This is a genomic window from Stenotrophomonas sp. Ste96 (genome assembly GCF_024519495.1).
GTDB classification, from domain to species: Bacteria; Pseudomonadota; Gammaproteobacteria; order Xanthomonadales; family Xanthomonadaceae; genus Stenotrophomonas; species Stenotrophomonas bentonitica_A.
The window spans coordinates 20,653-36,092 of the sequence record NZ_JALJRX010000006.1; the positions used below are offsets into that span (position 1 = coordinate 20,653).

The following is a 15,440-nucleotide window of genomic DNA, read 5'->3' on the forward strand; positions in this document are numbered from 1 at the left end:
AGCTTGCCAGCATTAGAGCACCTGCTACGAACACCGGTCGGAGTCGGGCGCGTGGCGACGCATTCTTCTCCACGGCGCCCCCGTGCCTGTCATGCGCGCATCCACCAACAATCAATGGCATCCAGCACGATGTGGATGATCAGTCCGATCCCGAACAGGCGCGTCTTCTTCGGTACGCACAGCCCCGCATACACCGCGATCGCCGGGGCGGTGTGCAGTGGATGGAACCCGATGCTGCAGCGGTTCGGGGCGTAGATCGGATCGGCCAGCAGGTGGTCCAGATCGATGATCCAGCCCAGCAGCATCAGCACCCAGGCGGACAGGAAGCGCTTGCGCCAGAACATCCACGCCAGCAGCGCGGGGACGGCCGCATGCAGGAACAGATGAAAGATCGCGCGGGCGCTCATGCCGGTGTCGGGTGCCTTGGAAAGACCGCCGGGCAATGCCCGGCGTTACGGACAGCCGGGTGCGGCCCGAAGGCCGTCACCCGTCAACGCTGGCTTACGTCAGCGGCTCGTCGGACAGGTAGGTGTAGCCGGTCAGGCCGGCCTCCAGTGCCTCGGACAGTTCCTGCGCGCGCTCGGGCGAGAGCTTCGCCGCCGCCACGCGCTCGGCATAGCTCGCCCGCAGATCGGCCAGGCTGTAGCCCACGTAGTCGAGCATCACATCGGTGGTGTCACCGCGGCGCTGCTGGGTAATCGCGTAGCCATCGGCATCGGCCAGCACTTCCACCGCATCCGTGTCGCCGAACAGATTGTGGATGTCGCCCAGGATTTCCTGGTACGCACCGACCATGAAGAACGCGATGCGGTAGCTTTCGCCCGACTTCAGCGCATGCAGCGGCAGCGAGGTGTCCAGGCTCTCGTTCTCGACATAGGTTTTCACCATGCCGTCCGAATCGCAGGTCATGTCCGCGATGATGCCGCGGCGCTCGGGCTGCTCGTTCAGGCGCTCGATCGGCACGATCGGGAACACCTGGTCGATCGCCCAGGCATCGGGAATCGATTCGAACACGCTGAAGTTGACGAAGTACTTGTCCACCAGGCGTTCGTTCAACTCGTCCAGCGCCGGGCGATGGCTCTTCTCGTCATAGCTCAGGCGGGCACGCACGGCATGGGCGATGGCGTAGAACAGGTCATCGATGCGGGCGCGCTGCGGCAGGTCGATCTGGCCCAGGGCATAGCTGGCAAGGCCTTCGGCATGGAAGTGCTGCGCTTCCTGGAACAGCTCCACCGCCGGGCGCTCATCGAGCTCGGCGTGGATTTCGCGCAGGTGGCGGATCGCCGCCGGCTCGTCGTCGTGCTGGTCCGGCACGCGACCTTCCTGCGCCTCTTCCACTTCGGAAACGTTGGCGATCAGCACCGCGTGGTGCGCAGTCATCGCGCGGCCGCACTCGGTGACGATGCGCGGCGGGGTCAGGCCATGTTCTTCGCAGGCATTGGCCAGCGGCTGCACGATGTTGCTGGCGTAGGAGTTCAGGCCGTAGTTGATCGAGCAGAAGCTGCGCGAGCGGGTGCCTTCGTAATCCACGCCCAGGCCACCGCCGACGTCCACGTGGGTGATCTTCGCGCCCAGGCGCGACAGTTCCACGAAATAGCGGGTGGCTTCGCGCATGCCGTTGGCGATGTCGCGCACGTTGGAGATCTGCGAGCCCATGTGGAAGTGCAGCAGGCTCAGGCAGTCGGCATATTCGGTATCGCGCAGCGATTTCCACAGGTCCAGCAGCTGGCGCGGCGAGAGGCCGAACTTGGCCTTGTCGCCGCCGCTGTTCTGCCACTTGCCCGCGCCCAGCGAGGCCAGGCGCATGCGCACGCCGAGGCCCGGCTTCACGTCCAGCGCCTTGGATTCCTCCAGCACCAGCTTCAGCTCGGACGGCTTCTCGATGACGATGAAGGTCTGCAGGCCCAGCTTGCGGCCGATCAGGGCCAGGCGGATGTACTCGCGGTCTTTGTAGCCGTTGCAGACGATCAGACCACCCGGGCGCGACAGCGCCAGCACGGCCATCAGCTCGGGCTTGCTGCCCGCTTCCAGGCCGAAGCCCTCGCCGTGGTGGCTGGCCAGGGTGCCGGCCACGCCACGGTGCTGGTTGACCTTGATCGGGTACACGGCGGTGTAGCCGCCCGGGTACTCCCAATCGGCCTGGGCCTGCGCGAACGCGGCCTGCAGCTTGCCCAGGCGCTGGCCCAGGATGTCCGGGAAGCGCACCAGCAGCGGCAGCTTGGCACCGGCCTCGCGGGCGGCGTCCACGATCTTCGGCAGCGATACCACCGGGCCGTCCTGGCCAGTCGGTCTCACTACCATGTGTCCTGCCTGATCCACGTCGAAGTAACCATCCGCCCAATGCGGAATCGAGTAGGTCTTGCGGGCTTGGTCGAGGGACCAATCGGTCATTTCAGTGGGCCTGGTTGGTAAAAAAGGGGGTGCATGATAACGCCTATGTGGCGACAGCTCCGTTATCATGCGCGCCCGCGCCCGTGCTCAGGCTTGAAACCTGAACGGGCCAACCCGTCCGGACGTGGCTTGCGCCACGCGGCACCGCCGCCAGCCCGGCTCCACCACCCTTCCGAACAGGACTGCTTCTCCATGACTGACAACAACAACTGGTACATCGAACACTTCGAGCGCACCGGCTCGGCCATCGGCTACCGCCTGACCGGCAAGCTGGATGAAGTGCAGTCGCCGTTCCAGAAGATCGAGATCTTCGCGACCACCGACTGGGGCAACCTGATGACCATCGATGGCGCCATCATGTTGACCAGCAAGGACAACTTCTTCTATCACGAGATGATCAGCCACCCGGTGCTGTTCACCCACGCCGCGCCCAAGCGCGTGGTGATCATCGGCGGCGGCGACTGCGGCACCCTGCGCGAAGTGCTCAAGCACAAGGGCGTGGAGAGCGTGACCCAGTGCGACATCGATGAGCAGGTCACCGTGATGGCCCGCAAGCACTTCCCGGAGCTGTGCGATTCCAACGACGACCCGCGCGCCGAGCTGATGTTCGACGACGGCGTGGCCTACATGGCCAACTGCCCGGCCAGCAGCGTGGACGTGGTGATCGTGGATTCGACCGATCCGGTCGGCCCCGGCGAAGGCCTGTTCAACAAGGCGTTCTACGAGAGCTGCTTCAAGGCCCTGAAGGACGACGGCATCCTGGTGCAGCAGTCCGAGTCGCCGCTGATGCAGCTGGACCTGATCAACGAAATGCGCACCGAGATGGGCAAGGCCGGCTTCGGTTCGTTCAAGACCCTGCCGTTCCCGCAGCCGTGCTACCCGACCGGCTGGTGGAGCGTCACCCTGGCCCGCAAGGGCGAGAGCAGCTTCGACTTCCGCCAGGCCGATTCGGCTGGCAAGGCGTTCGAGACGCTGTACTACACCGCCGCGCTGCACACCGGCGTGCTGGTGACCCCTCCGTTCGTGGCGGCGGCCCTGAAGGGCTGACCGGAGGCGTGCCGACCCACGGTCGGCACCTACCGGGAGGTGATGCGGCAACAAAAAACCCGCGCTGGCAGCAGCGCGGGTTTTTTGTTACTCAGATCGCCCAGATACCCGCAATCACCGCCACCACCAGGCCCCACTTGATCACCTGGTAGGCCACCACGCTGCGCTCGCGCAGCGCCTTGGCCTTCAGGCGCACCTTGTAGACGCTGCCGAAGGCCTTGTTGACGCCACCGGTCGGGTCACCCGGCAGGTTCGGCGAGGCACCACCAGCCAGCAGCGTGGAGGCCACCGCGCGGTTGAACAGGCCCGGCAAGCCGAAACGCAGCGGGCGGGCGATATCGCAGAACAGGATCACGCGGTCATCCGGCGTCTCGTTGTGCGCGTGGTGGATGTAGGTTTCATCGAACATCATCCACTCGCCATCGCGCCAGCTCTTCTTGATGCCATCCACTTCGATGTAGCAGGCGTCATCGTTCGGCGTGGCCAGGCCCAGGTGCAGGCGCAGCGAGCCGGCGAAGGGATCGCGGTGCGGGCGCAGTTCGCTGCCCGAGGGCAGCTGGGCGAACATCGCCGCGCGCACGTCCGGCAGCGATTCCAGCAGCGCGGTGGTCTTCGGGCACAGCGCCTTGGCCGAGGGGTGCGAGGGGCCGTACCATTTCAGGTAGAAGCGCTTCCAGCCGCGGCGGAAGAACGAATTGAAGCCCGCATCGTTGAACGTGCTGGAGGCAGCGATCTTGTCGGCATCGCGCAGGGCCAGCGCTTCGTCGCGGATCATCTGCCAGTTCTGGCGCAACGGCTCGAGCTGCGGGAATTCCTTGCCCGGGTCCAGGAAGGGCGTGGTCGGCACCTTCGAGAACGCATACATGATCACGTTGATCGGGGCCATGAAGCTGGAGTGGTCCAGCAGCTGGCGCGACCAGCGCGCGCGCACCTTGCCGCGGTAATGGATGTACAGCACGCAGGCGATGAACAGCCCTGCCAGCACGATCTTGATCATCAGTCTTCCTCCGGCACAGCCGGACCCGAAATGGTGGGGGCGATGCACGGAAGTGACCGGCACCGATACGGCGGCAGAGGGCGGGGACGTGCCGGAGAGGGGCGGCCGCCGATGTCGCGAACAACAGCATATGGTCCGCAGCGCCTGCGTCGCGGTCAAGCACGGGCTGGGCGATGTTCAGCGCCGGGTGACCCATGCAACCGCCTGCTGCGTTGGACGCACGGCAGCGTTGCCTGCCCCGCACTCCCCGGTGATCGCTGGCAACCCGCTGATATTCAACGAAATTATTCCAAACGATACAAGATTGTCCGCTTCAGCGTGACGAACTGTTCCACGCCGGGCGACGACATTTCTCCGACATCATCTGGATTCGTGTACTGGCGAGTACTAAAATTAACGAAATCTTTAGTTCCCCACCATAAGCAGCACCGGTACGCCTGACGCATTGCGCCGACCGCCGGGTCGCACAGACCCCTATGAACACAATCGTTGCCTCGTGTGTCGATGACACCGCCCCCGCCGAGCTGCTCAAGCGCGGCGAACGCCTCCTGGAACCCGACGTCTACCGGACCTGCCTCAACGGGCAGCCGGCCGTGGTCAAGGATTACACCCGTTACCGCGGCACCCCGCTGTCGCCGATCGCGCGCCTGCTGGTCCGCCGCGAAGCGCGCATCCTGCAGCGCCTGAGTGGCTGGAAGCATGCGCCGGCCCTGCTTGGCACCATCGGTGGCCTCGCCCTGGGCATGGAATTCATTCCCGGCCAGACCCTCAGCGCCGCCCAGTCGGTCGGCATAGAGGTCTTCGAGCAGCTGCAGTACGCGCTCACCCGCCTGCATGCCGCCGGCATCACCCACAACGATCTGCATGGCACCAACGTGATGGTCAGCGGGGGCGTGCCGGTGCTGGTGGACTTCACCTCGGCCTGGCGCAGCCCGCGCTGGCTGCCGGTGCACCCGGTCTCGCGCCAGCTGCGCCGCAGCGACATGAAGAACCTGCTGAAGATGCGCCAGCGCCTGACCGGCGAGCGCCCCAGCGCCTCCGAGGCCGCCCAGGTGGCCGACCCGCGCTGGGTGGCCGGCGTACGCGTAGCCTGGAAGCGCTTCTACCGCTGGTTCAAGGGCCACGCCTGACAGCGCGCGCCCATGCGCCCATGGGCAAGCCGGCGTGCGTTACAGCGCGTCGGCGTCCAGTTCACCGGTGCGGATGCGCACCACGCTGCCCAGGTCGTACACGAACACCTTGCCATCGCCGATCTTGCCGGTGCCGGCGGCCTTGACGATGGCTTCCACCACCTCCTCGACCTGGCTGTCGGTGACGGCCACCTCGATCTTCACCTTGGGCAGGAAATCGACCACGTATTCCGCCCCGCGATAGAGCTCGGTGTGGCCTTTCTGCCGCCCGAAACCCTTGACCTCGGTGACCGTGATCCCGGTGACGCCGCGCTCGGCCAGCGCTTCGCGCACGTCGTCGAGCTTGAACGGCTTGACCACCGCCATGACCATCTTCATCCGTCTGCACTCCTGTCTCTCAGGCTGCGAGGATAACGCCTGTCCGCCGGTGAACGCGATGCGCGCGGTCAGTGCCGCCGGCAGCGTGGCGGCTTATCCTTGGCGCATACCCCGCGGAGCCGCACCATGATCGACCTCAACCACCTTGATGACCTCGCCCGCCGCCTGAGCGACATGGTCCCCCCGGGCCTGCGCCAGTCGCGCGAAGAACTGCAGGCCACCTTCAAGACCGCGCTGCAGGCCGGGCTGGGCAAGCTGGACCTGGTGACCCGCGAGGAATTCGACGTGCAGCGTGCCGTGCTACTGCGCACCCGCGAGAAGCTGGAGGCGCTGGAGAAGACGGTGGCCGAGCTGGAAGCACGTGGCGGATCGGCTGCGCCGCGCGAGTAAGCCGGGCTTGCGCTGACGCACGTCAGGCGTCCTGCAGCACGAACCGCTCGATCGCCAGCGCCACGCCGTCCTCGGCGTTGGTCGCCGTCTCGAAGCGTGCGGTCTGCTTGACCGCCGGAATCGCGTTGCCCATGGCGACGCTGGTCCCGGCGAACTGCAGCATGGTCAGGTCGTTCTCCTGATCGCCCACGGCCATCACGTTGGCCCGGTCCACGCCCAGATGGGCGGCCAGCTTCTCCAGGCTTGGCCCCTTCCCTGCCCGGTGGTCGAACACCTCGAGGAAGAACGGCGCGCTCTTGAGCACCGCGAAGCGGTCGGTCAGTTCCGAGGGCAGGCGCTGGATCGCAGCATCCAGCACGGCGGGTTCGTCGATCATCATCAGTTTGATGAACTGCATGGCCGGGTCCATCTCCTCGACCCGGCGATACGACAGTGGCACGTTCGACAGGTGCGAATCGGCCACGGTGTAGTGGCTGATGTCCTGGTTGGGCGTGTACATGCGCCGGCCATCGAGCGCCTGGAAGTGGATGCCCAGCTCGCGCGAAATCCGCTCGCAGAAGATGAAATCATCGAAGCTCAGCGGAAACTCGACCACGCGCTGGCCGCTGCCGATGTTCTGCACCAGCGCGCCGTTGCAGGCGATGCAGTAATCCTGCTCGCCCTGGATACCCAGCTGTTGCAGGAACGGCGCCATGCCAGACACCGGGCGACCGCTGGCCAGCACCACCTGCACGCCCTGCGCGCGGGCGCGGGCGATGGCCTGCATGACCCGGGGCGTGAGCGTGTGTGCGGGATCGAGCAGGGTCCCGTCCATGTCGATGGCGACCAGTTCGATGGGACCGGAGCGGTGGTGCATATCCATGGTGTTCGACGGCGTGGTGCGTGGGGGCATCCAGTCTAGCGGCAGTACCGGATGCGGTGGCGGTGCTTGCCTACCCCGTGGCGCGGCAAGCGCTGATGGATGGGGTTATCCATGTGCTGCCATTGTGTTCGGCATGCCGCAGACCCCGGAAACAACCGCATGAGCCTCGCGCTGGTGCACAGCCGTGCCCGCGCCGGTGTAAAAGCCCCCGCCGTGCGCATCGAGGTGTTCCTGTCCGGCGGGTTGCCGCACACCCAGATCGTCGGGCTGCCCGCTGCCGCCGTGCGGGAATCGCGCGACCGCGTGCGCGCCGCGCTGATCTGCGCGCGGTTCGAGTTTCCGCAGCGGCGGATCACCATCAACCTGGCCCCGGCCGATCTGCCCAAGGAGGGTGGCCGATTCGATCTGGCGATCGCGCTCGGCATCCTCGCCGCCAGTGGCCAGATCGATGCGCAATCCCTGAACAAGTACGAATTCCTGGGCGAACTGGCCCTCACCGGCGAGCTGCGCGGTGTCGACGGTGTCCTGCCTGCCGCGATCGCAGCCGCCGGGGACGGCCGGAGCCTGATCGTAGCTGCCGCCAACAGTGAAGAGGCGGCGTTGGCCCAACATGCCGACGTACGCATCGCACGCACTCTGCTGGAAGTCTGCAGCGCCCTTGAAAGCGGCACGCTGCCACCGGCTGTGGCCGCCGCCACGGTGCCGGTCAGCATTCCCGACCTGCGCGATGTGCGCGGGCAGCTGCAGGCGCGCCGGGCGCTGGAAGTGGCCGCCGCCGGCGGGCATCACCTGTTGCTGCTTGGCACGCCGGGCTGCGGCAAGACGCTGCTGGCGTCGCGTCTGCCCGGCATCCTGCCCGCGGCCAGCGAGCTCGAGGCCCTGGAAGCGGCGACCATTGCCTCATGCAGCGGCCAGGGCATTGATGCGGGGCGCTGGCGGCAGCGGCCGTATAGAGCGCCGCACCATACCGCCAGCGCGGTGGCGCTGATCGGCGGCGGCTGTCATTTCCACGTAAAAGAGAGACTCAACATTTAAAAAAGAGACACACGAGATCGAACCCCTAGCACTAGCCGATCGGCATCTCTTTGATATCTATAGTGAATAACCTGAGGTTCGCGTGCACGGAGGCAAGCGATATCTACCCAACGCCCTCTGCGACATGAGCAAATGGTGACGGAACGGCTGCGCCCGCGCGGCCAGGGAAGCTCGTGCCCCGTGCCATTCACCGAGGACGTCAACGGGCGCCCTGGGAGCCACTCCCCCCCGCCTACAAGCTTGGCAGCTAGATAGATGAAGGCCAGGGCAGAGCAGTGAACTCCTCAAGTCCTGGTCTCCGATCCGGCTGCTTTTTCCACCTAGCCATGTCGCAACTGCGCAGATTTGCGCGCATTATGGGGGTGAAATTGCCCTAATGAGCAGAATTGCGCGCATATGAACGACCGTACAGCCCAGTCACCGGAGGAAATTGCCCAGGCATTAGGACAGCGCCTCCGGACGAAAAGGCTCATCAAGAACATCTCTCAGACAGTTCTGGCTGACAAAGCGGGCATCTCGCGCAGGGCACTGGTGCAGCTTGAGGCTGGAGAAGGCTCCACGGTGAGGACGCTCGTATGCGTACTCAAGGCGCTAGGCCTAGAAGAGCAACTGAGCGCAATCGCTATGAGCCCAACAGTTAGCCCAATGGCTATGCTCAAGACCAAACGCCTGCGAAGACGGGCGAGCTAGTTGGCGCCACCTCTGCTCCCGTGCCTGAGAGTCAAGGGAAACTTGCACTCACTCAAGACTGTTGGGACCTTTCAAACCAGTATTGTCAGGGCGGGATCGACTCACAGCGGCGCAAAGCGAGCGACCCATGTGATCCCGCCACCTGGCCGAGCGGGATCTGCAAGAGAGCAGCCAGCTCCATGCATCTGAAGTTCAACCGTTGAAGAACCAGATGACTTGCTCCCCGGGCGCCTCCTCCAAAGTCGACCAGAGTGCAGTCTAACGCGGCTCCTTCCGACATCACGGTTGGCTCTAACAGGAGCTACGAACCTCTTATCCTGCCAAGCACCCTTTGCCACATCCTTGATGCTGTTGCGGCGCCCGCCCAAGTCCAACACCCATTCATGCTGTATCCAATGTGGAGTAGCTCGTTCGATAGATCCGCTCAAGATTGAGCGGTTCCAAGAAGCCTCCGTAGGCCCGCTGTCACCGCAATGGCCCCTCCGCTCATTGAGCAGATCACTCCGTTGAGGTTACTACTTATCCTGAGATCGCCGAGGGCAAGCATTTCCGCTCCATTAGAAGCTCTGCCATCTTAGATGGACCTCGAACTTTGCCTTCTGCAACGGGCAAGCGTCGAGGTCGTTCATACAGGGGACGGTAACATCTGTATTTAACCGTAACACCAGCCGGTTACGGCCAAATCCACTTGTTACGGTCCCGCGCGCGAGCGCATTTGTCATGGGGATGACATTCGTATTCCGTCCGGTGCTGCAGGCGCTTGTGGCTTGCGTACCGATGCTGATCGCCGCGATCAGCCGCCTGGTGCTATGGCGAGCCATTGCGTGGGCGTTGCGTCGGCGCGACCTGTTGCAGCAGCATGATGTGCCGACCGGAGAAGGGGCGCAGCTTGCTGCACCTTGTTGCCCACTTCAAACTGCATGAGAAGGTGACCGCTTTAGCAACGTCTCAAGCTGCGATCTTGTGCTCATAGAACAGGTACCGCTCGTCGTCGAAGATTGCGAAAAGCGCCTGCAGGTCGAGCGGGTTCGAATGGAGCCCAGCCGGCGCGATCAGAAGGACAGCTCTACCGAAATGGAGTCCGTATAGGTTACCGTCTGAGCGGCGCCGGAGTTGAGCGCTTATAGATTTCTGTGTAAACGGAACTCGGGTTATGCATCGCCCGGTGGTCTCCAGGCTGTGTATTTCCGCTTTGGATCGAAAGCGGCCATCACCAGCTGGCCAGCCGCCAAGCCGCTCCAACGTCCCTTTCCGGCCCAAATGAGACGTCTCATCTACAGCAGCTTGACCGCGCCCCCCCACTGAATCATGCCTTGTCTAAGCAGCGCGGCTTCCAAGCTGAGGTCCCTCGTGGCAGAACCAAGAGTGAGATGGCGAAGTCATAGTGGTCGGCAGTGACCTTCATTTCACGAAGACTTGTTCCACTTGCCACATATGGAAACCAGAGCTTAGCGTCCGTTTCAACGCCTGTCGTGTTCTTCGGCACGTCACTAGACGCAAGTACAGCGTCTGGGACTGCGATGACCTTGCGCCGCGACGGGAAGAACGCCCCGCTACGAAACGCGGACTGGCTTGCCTTGGACTTCAGGACGTACCCATCGCGGTGAATAACTATCACAGCGCTATGGTCCGTGTAACCAATCCAGCGAAGTAGTGCTGCAGTCAGGGATACGCCGTATCTATCGGCACAGCCGCTTATGGCATCAAGACTAGCCTCAGTGCCCATCTGCGCACGAAAGTCGTCTAGCGGCATCAACAATGTCGACGCGAAGTAGTCCGCCTCGGCTTCAATATCCCGTTCATCCAGGTCGAGATCGACCATATCTTCATCGGTGCACTGAAAGCACTCGCGTTCATGGCGGTGTAATAAATAGTGCCCTAGTTCGTGAGCCTGGGTGAATTTGATCCTGCCGAGTGACCTTAGGGCACTGTTGTACAGAAGAAGCCAGCGTTTGCGCCCGTCATCCGGGAACAGAGCGCCGTCGAAGTTGTTGATCGCCTCGCCACGCACTTCGGTGATGGGGTCATCCCACTTGAAAATGTTCGCGGCCTCCAACGCCAGGCTCTGCACGTCTATAGGAAATCTAGGCGTGCCGTGGGCTTGCGAGATGGCATTTAGCAGATTCGTAAGCCTGTAAGCGGCCTTCGGCGGGGTCAGCGCCGCGGACCTATCCCTTTCTGAAGCTGTCGACGATCTTCCTGACACGTTCCCTGTCCTCCGGCTCGAGGTTGCTGTAGTTGCGGAAGAAGGCTTCATCCAAGTGCCTCTCCTCCGGGCTCCCGGTTTCTTCGTGAAGCAGGAAGTCGACCGTAACGCCAAAGACGCCAGCGATCGCACCCAGCTTCTCAGCTGAGGGACTGGGAGCTTCCTTGCGATTCTCTATCTCCCACAAATAGCTCTTACTGATGCCAGTCGCATCCGCCAAGGCGTCGAGTGTGAGGCCGGACTTTTTCCGAAGATCTTTGACCTTGGTCTGAAGGGCTTTGTTCATGTTTGTGCATAAGGCCAGTGCAATCGCAAGTCCCACTATACCGAACAAGATGTTTGACAGTAGCGAATATGCACGGCACACTCCGCCGTGTTCGGTCCACCGAACATCCACTCATGCAATACCGATAGCGCCCAAGGAGGCCAGTATGAGCAAGCCCAGTGGACTCAAGCCGGGTCAGCCCGCCCCGACGTCGGGTCAGTACCAGATCATCGGCCCACGCGGGGGCCAAGGTCCCGAGCGCACGGTAGTGCGCCGGGAACCCCTGCCACCGACGCCGACCCGCGGATCAACCTACCGACTGGTCGATCCCACCAAGACAAAGCGCTGAGCTAGGTCGGAGGGGCGGTGCCTGGATGCGGCCGCCCCCTCTCCGGACTGATCAAGCCAGCAAATCCCGCGAGCGCCCCGTGCGGAAAGTCGAACCAAGCGCGCGAATCGTGTCATCAGGAGAGAAGCAATTGAGTACCAGCCTTCAAGCGGCTGCACGTCCAGGCATCCTCTACGAGAACCAGCTCCTAGGTGCCTTTATCTACGCGTTGGGTTACGAGAGCGGTAGAACTGGAAAGCCCTTGCCTGTGAATCTTTTCCAGCAGACCCCTCTCGACGGCACGTTCGGCGATCTCATCGCGGGGGGGGACTGGTGTGTGGCGTTGGAGTTCAAACGCAGCTGGCCGGCCGCACGCTCAGAACGGGGCAAGTGGCCACCGGCCACCCTTCAGCGCTATCTGGAGGACAAACAGATGCAGGATATCGCCAAGAAGGCCCATTTCTTGTGCTTCGGCGCGAAGGATCAAGATGAAATAACGATTGGTGCAATGCGCTACTCCGCATTCTTGCGGGACCCCGAAGCGAGCAAAGGTCAGGCCACCAGAGGAACGGCGATGGTGGATCTACTGGTTAACTGCACTGGGCTTGATAGACAAACGTCTCCGCTTGGCGTGGCACCAAGGGTCCTCGAATCCTATCTGAGGCGGCTCAGCGTAATGAGGAAGCTGATGGGAAGCGGAGAAACGCCAGCGCAGTGGCTAGCCGTCGCCAGTACGGCGCAAGGCTACAGAATCCGTTCGGCTGATTCATTGGAGCAGCTCCTCGATACGCCAAAAACCCGCTCATGGGAGAGATCCGCTGAGTTGGGCAGAGCGCCTGGGCACAAGAAGAGCTTCGACCGGGAACGATAGGTCTCCCAATACATTGCCTTGCGTCCCTGCGATTACAATTGATACGCGCTACTCGTAATCGACGTCCGCTTTCGGCCAAGAGCGGACGTTCGTAATGCTCGAGTTAAACCGCGCCGCGAAGCGGCGTCGGCTTGAATGAACTGTTAGACCTGCTCACTCGCGGCCAGCCTCCAACAGGGCATCAGCGTCAACGTACTTAAGTTGATCGTACTCGTCGAGATTAAGTGAGCAGTACAAGCACTGGATACTAGTAACGTAGACGCCTGAGATGAACCCGAAGGTAGTGCCATCATCCGGGTCATAGTCATAGTCATAGTCGGGTTCAAGCGTGGCAAGCGCCAAATTTCCGCAAGCTGGGCATGGACAATCTGTGGTCTCGTTCAACTTGGCTAGATAGGCGTTGGTCACCTTCTCCGCGTGGGATACTGTTGTGGTCTTCTTGGATCGCTCCTCCCAGATCTTTCGGTGGCGCTCCAAGAGGGCTTCCATGCCGGTTTGAAAGTTGTCATGCGCAATTATCTCATTGCTGAGAACTTCGAGACGAGCGGAATGCTCTCCAAAGAAATCTTGTGCAGATAAAGAAAGGTCTGCCGATATGTCGCGAATCACGTTGTACAGATCGCGGCAAAGGAGACGGTCAACCCTAACCGCATCTAGCTCTTCACTCGAACGATGCAGGGCAATGTCTCGGAAATCAGCCAGAGTGTGGATTAACTGTGCATTGTCTTTGACACCTTTGCTGAAGATTGAGGCGCGCTGAATTGATGCTTTAAGTGTGATGACGTCTGGAGATGCCTTCTTCTCAATGTCAGCAATCCTATCCGTCGCGGTGATTGCTTCGCGATGACAGTGAAGGACAACGCTATCGAAGTCCTGCGACTTCAGAATAAGAGCAGGATTAACCTCGGCAATGATGTGCTTGAGCAGCTTTTCAAACCCGACCGCAACTAGCACAACGGCTTGAAAGCGCTGATCGTTCGTGGCTCCCTTGGAAATCGTTGGAGCAGCCAGACTAATGTGACTTTTCGCATCTTTCAAATAGCGACTATTGTTTCGCATGAGCGGGTGAAACGCCTGAATTAAGCCGAGCCGCGAAGCGGCGTCAGTTTGAGTGAATTGTTAGGCATCTACCCGAGAGAACTGAGCTGCTCCTTTAGCCATGCCATGAACTCTTGCTCCGAGAGCGGATGGGGACAGTGGCCCCACTCATTCCATCGCCGATCAACCATAGCGGACCAGATGCCGGCGACCTCCACAAGTGCAGGGTGACCACCCCAGAACTTTGCCGCTGTAGCTAGTTCACTGACGCGACCGTTGAGTTCCTGGATGGAGCATGCCCCTCCCAAGTAGCGCCGACCTGCCTCAAGCATTTTGCGGAACTCTCCAATCTCAGTAGTCATTCTGCTGATGCCTAGCTACCTAATAGACGGCCCCGTGGGTCCGGCTACCCACAGGTCAAAAGATGATGGCGCGTAACGTTGACGTGGCTCGATCTTAGGGTGAGCGGGTCCTGCTAACAAGCTGACGCATAACCGGACCGAGCGGCGCGCCTGTTGACCGATCCAGACCTCAGCCAACAGGCGCGCAAATGTCTGCTTTGGGTCGAAAGCGGAGAATAGCACCGGCCTAACGCCGACGCAGTGCTGATGTCTGCTTACGGCCAGAAGCGGACACACGCAACCCCTTAGATTCTACTCGAACCGCAGCAGCGTTGGCCTAAACGATTTCTAGACCTTACCGGGCATGTATGGAGTAATTTCCTCTTCAATCCTATTTAGCCAGCCCTCATGAAGAATTTGCCCCCTAATGTTCTTCAACGTCTTGCAGAAATCCTCTTTTGATTTAGGGAAGTCCGTTGCATAGAGTTTGTAGAGCAATAGGCCGCTGAGGTTTATGCGCGATTCAGTGGTTGCTATCTGGTCGCGCCCTCTCTCAATGCTGCCTCCGAAGCCGACGTTTGAGCTCCACGGAACCTCAAACAGCATGACCCAAGGATTCAGGCCTGCAGCTAGGAAGTTCTTCAAACATCCCCTATTTACTATATGATCCACGTGCAAATTGGCCGGAATATCCCGACCCGGATCTCGCATCTCCCACTTCGCCTTTACCGCATCCCTGTACTTTTTGCTGCGTGCGCCCGCCCAAACAAAATCAACGAATACTCCTTGCCGACCATTGAAATTACCCGAAACCATTATCGCATCCTCCGGCGATATGCCGGGAATTTCCTTCAAGGATAGCTTCTTTTCAGCACAGTATTCTTCAAGATCAGAAAAGTCCCTAAAAAAAACTGGAATCTCCTCATTAACATTTTCTAAAAGAGCTGCCAGGTCCACGCGCGATAAAATTACAAAAGAGGCTTGCTCAACCGTCGAATGGCCAATTGGTCGGGTATTCATATTTAGTCCTAGTGAATTATTTGCATGTAATTTTGGCGAGCAGCAAGCATCTAAGATGCACAATGCCCAGTGCGGAATGAGGATTCCGTCAGAGTCGGGAGGGCGACCGGTGCTTGGGCCACTGAGGAGCGCTGTGAGTCGCGCTGCCCGCCCCCGTTGCACATTGCGACAAGTAATGCGAAAAATCCGACCAGCACCAGCCCAGCTGCCCCAGATGAGTTACGCGCCATGCAGCCTCCCTTTCCTTGTGGATCTTTCGAGCTCGGTCCAACTTTATCAGAGTGTCAAACCAGTACTCCTGAGGAGTTGCAATGGCCAATCCAAGTTCCCAGGCAGCGTTGTGAGGCGTGATACTTCATTACCTTACGAGCAGATTGATGTCTGCTTCCGGCCAAAAGCGGTCCTTCTTGACCTAACTGCTCAGCGGGCTTAGCACTGAACTCCAAACATC

General features: G+C 61.2%; 15 protein-coding genes and 1 pseudogene. 7 read left to right on the top strand and 9 right to left on the bottom strand.

Annotated elements, in window-relative coordinates; all coding sequences use genetic code 11:
* Positions 1 to 89: 89 nt before the first annotated feature.
* Together OC373_RS15040 and speA are read right to left on the bottom strand one after the other, a co-directional pair.
* Positions 90 to 407, bottom strand: a complete 318-nt coding sequence (locus OC373_RS15040; RefSeq protein ID WP_070426137.1) for a DUF6122 family protein — start codon at positions 405 to 407, stop codon at positions 90 to 92.
* Positions 408 to 501: 94 nt separating this feature from the next.
* Positions 502 to 2,391, bottom strand: coding sequence for an arginine decarboxylase (gene speA, locus OC373_RS15045; protein ID WP_070426138.1), 1,890 nt, complete (start codon positions 2,389 to 2,391; stop codon positions 502 to 504).
* 192 nt (positions 2,392 to 2,583) lie between these two features.
* Here speA and speE point away from each other — a divergent pair, with 192 nt between their 5' ends.
* Positions 2,584 to 3,438: a polyamine aminopropyltransferase gene (gene speE, locus OC373_RS15050; RefSeq protein WP_261997962.1), complete on the top strand. Its 855-nt coding sequence runs from the start codon at positions 2,584 to 2,586 to the stop codon at positions 3,436 to 3,438.
* A gap of 91 nt (positions 3,439 to 3,529) precedes the next feature.
* Here the strand turns inward: speE and OC373_RS15055 are convergent, their stop codons facing one another.
* Positions 3,530 to 4,435, bottom strand: coding sequence for an aspartyl/asparaginyl beta-hydroxylase domain-containing protein (locus OC373_RS15055; RefSeq protein WP_026070109.1), 906 nt, complete (start codon positions 4,433 to 4,435; stop codon positions 3,530 to 3,532).
* 476 nt (positions 4,436 to 4,911) lie between these two features.
* On the opposite strand from OC373_RS15055, the gene OC373_RS15060 reads away from it, so the two are divergent.
* A complete protein-coding gene (locus OC373_RS15060) occupies positions 4,912 to 5,565 on the top strand; it encodes an RIO1 family regulatory kinase/ATPase (protein WP_070426140.1) in 654 nt (217 codons plus the stop codon).
* Positions 5,566 to 5,604: 39 nt separating this feature from the next.
* Here OC373_RS15060 and OC373_RS15065 read toward each other — a convergent pair whose 3' ends face one another.
* On the bottom strand, positions 5,605 to 5,943 hold the full coding sequence (locus tag OC373_RS15065) for a P-II family nitrogen regulator (RefSeq protein ID WP_019185257.1): 339 nt from the start codon (positions 5,941 to 5,943) through the stop codon (positions 5,605 to 5,607).
* 126 nt (positions 5,944 to 6,069) lie between these two features.
* On the opposite strand from OC373_RS15065, the gene OC373_RS15070 reads away from it, so the two are divergent.
* Positions 6,070 to 6,333 carry an accessory factor UbiK family protein gene (locus OC373_RS15070; protein WP_019185256.1) on the top strand — a complete coding sequence of 88 codons (264 nt, stop codon included), beginning with the start codon at positions 6,070 to 6,072 and terminating at the stop codon, positions 6,331 to 6,333.
* 22 nt (positions 6,334 to 6,355) lie between these two features.
* Here OC373_RS15070 and yidA read toward each other — a convergent pair whose 3' ends face one another.
* Positions 6,356 to 7,195 carry a sugar-phosphatase gene (yidA, locus tag OC373_RS15075; protein ID WP_070426141.1) on the bottom strand — a complete coding sequence of 280 codons (840 nt, stop codon included), beginning with the start codon at positions 7,193 to 7,195 and terminating at the stop codon, positions 6,356 to 6,358.
* Between the two features lie 159 nt (positions 7,196 to 7,354).
* Here yidA and OC373_RS15080 point away from each other — a divergent pair.
* The 3 genes and pseudogenes from OC373_RS15080 to OC373_RS15090 all read left to right on the top strand — a co-directional run.
* Positions 7,355 to 8,200, top strand: a pseudogene (locus OC373_RS15080) (magnesium chelatase domain-containing protein); the annotation flags it as partial.
* Between the two features lie 426 nt (positions 8,201 to 8,626).
* Positions 8,627 to 8,920, top strand: coding sequence for a helix-turn-helix transcriptional regulator (locus tag OC373_RS15085; RefSeq protein WP_261997963.1), 294 nt, complete (start codon positions 8,627 to 8,629; stop codon positions 8,918 to 8,920).
* Between the two features lie 726 nt (positions 8,921 to 9,646).
* Entirely contained in the window at positions 9,647 to 9,844 is a 198-nt protein-coding gene (locus OC373_RS15090; protein ID WP_261997964.1) for a hypothetical protein, read from the top strand.
* A 382-nt stretch (positions 9,845 to 10,226) separates the two neighbouring features.
* Here OC373_RS15090 and OC373_RS15095 read toward each other — a convergent pair whose 3' ends face one another.
* Both OC373_RS15095 and OC373_RS15100 read right to left on the bottom strand, forming a co-directional pair.
* Positions 10,227 to 10,991, bottom strand: coding sequence for an ImmA/IrrE family metallo-endopeptidase (locus tag OC373_RS15095; protein WP_261997965.1), 765 nt, complete (start codon positions 10,989 to 10,991; stop codon positions 10,227 to 10,229).
* 97 nt (positions 10,992 to 11,088) lie between these two features.
* A complete protein-coding gene (locus tag OC373_RS15100; RefSeq protein ID WP_049432001.1) occupies positions 11,089 to 11,412 on the bottom strand; it encodes a helix-turn-helix transcriptional regulator in 324 nt (107 codons plus the stop codon).
* Positions 11,413 to 11,870: 458 nt separating this feature from the next.
* On the opposite strand from OC373_RS15100, the gene OC373_RS15105 reads away from it, so the two are divergent.
* Positions 11,871 to 12,590, top strand: a complete 720-nt coding sequence (locus OC373_RS15105) for a hypothetical protein (RefSeq protein ID WP_261997966.1) — start codon at positions 11,871 to 11,873, stop codon at positions 12,588 to 12,590.
* A 153-nt stretch (positions 12,591 to 12,743) separates the two neighbouring features.
* Here OC373_RS15105 and OC373_RS15110 read toward each other — a convergent pair whose 3' ends face one another.
* Both OC373_RS15110 and OC373_RS15115 read right to left on the bottom strand, forming a co-directional pair.
* Positions 12,744 to 13,649, bottom strand: coding sequence for a hypothetical protein (locus OC373_RS15110; RefSeq protein ID WP_261997967.1), 906 nt, complete (start codon positions 13,647 to 13,649; stop codon positions 12,744 to 12,746).
* 668 nt (positions 13,650 to 14,317) lie between these two features.
* Positions 14,318 to 14,989: a hypothetical protein gene (locus OC373_RS15115; RefSeq protein WP_261997968.1), complete on the bottom strand. Its 672-nt coding sequence runs from the start codon at positions 14,987 to 14,989 to the stop codon at positions 14,318 to 14,320.
* Positions 14,990 to 15,440: the final 451 nt, after the last annotated feature.

Coding starts and splice junctions, on each gene's coding strand:
- OC373_RS15070 (WP_019185256.1), top strand. CDS start 6,070: ATGATCGACCTCAACCACCTTGATGACCTCGCCCGCCGCCTGAGCGAC.
- speE (WP_261997962.1), top strand. CDS start 2,584: ATGACTGACAACAACAACTGGTACATCGAACACTTCGAGCGCACCGGC.
- OC373_RS15040 (WP_070426137.1), bottom strand. CDS start 407: ATGAGCGCCCGCGCGATCTTTCATCTGTTCCTGCATGCGGCCGTCCCC.
- OC373_RS15115 (WP_261997968.1), bottom strand. CDS start 14,989: ATGAATACCCGACCAATTGGCCATTCGACGGTTGAGCAAGCCTCTTTT.
- OC373_RS15090 (WP_261997964.1), top strand. CDS start 9,647: ATGACATTCGTATTCCGTCCGGTGCTGCAGGCGCTTGTGGCTTGCGTA.
- OC373_RS15055 (WP_026070109.1), bottom strand. CDS start 4,435: ATGATCAAGATCGTGCTGGCAGGGCTGTTCATCGCCTGCGTGCTGTAC.
- OC373_RS15085 (WP_261997963.1), top strand. CDS start 8,627: ATGAACGACCGTACAGCCCAGTCACCGGAGGAAATTGCCCAGGCATTA.
- OC373_RS15065 (WP_019185257.1), bottom strand. CDS start 5,943: ATGAAGATGGTCATGGCGGTGGTCAAGCCGTTCAAGCTCGACGACGTG.
- speA (WP_070426138.1), bottom strand. CDS start 2,391: ATGACCGATTGGTCCCTCGACCAAGCCCGCAAGACCTACTCGATTCCG.
- OC373_RS15110 (WP_261997967.1), bottom strand. CDS start 13,649: ATGCGAAACAATAGTCGCTATTTGAAAGATGCGAAAAGTCACATTAGT.
- OC373_RS15060 (WP_070426140.1), top strand. CDS start 4,912: ATGAACACAATCGTTGCCTCGTGTGTCGATGACACCGCCCCCGCCGAG.
- yidA (WP_070426141.1), bottom strand. CDS start 7,195: ATGGATATGCACCACCGCTCCGGTCCCATCGAACTGGTCGCCATCGAC.
- OC373_RS15100 (WP_049432001.1), bottom strand. CDS start 11,412: ATGAACAAAGCCCTTCAGACCAAGGTCAAAGATCTTCGGAAAAAGTCC.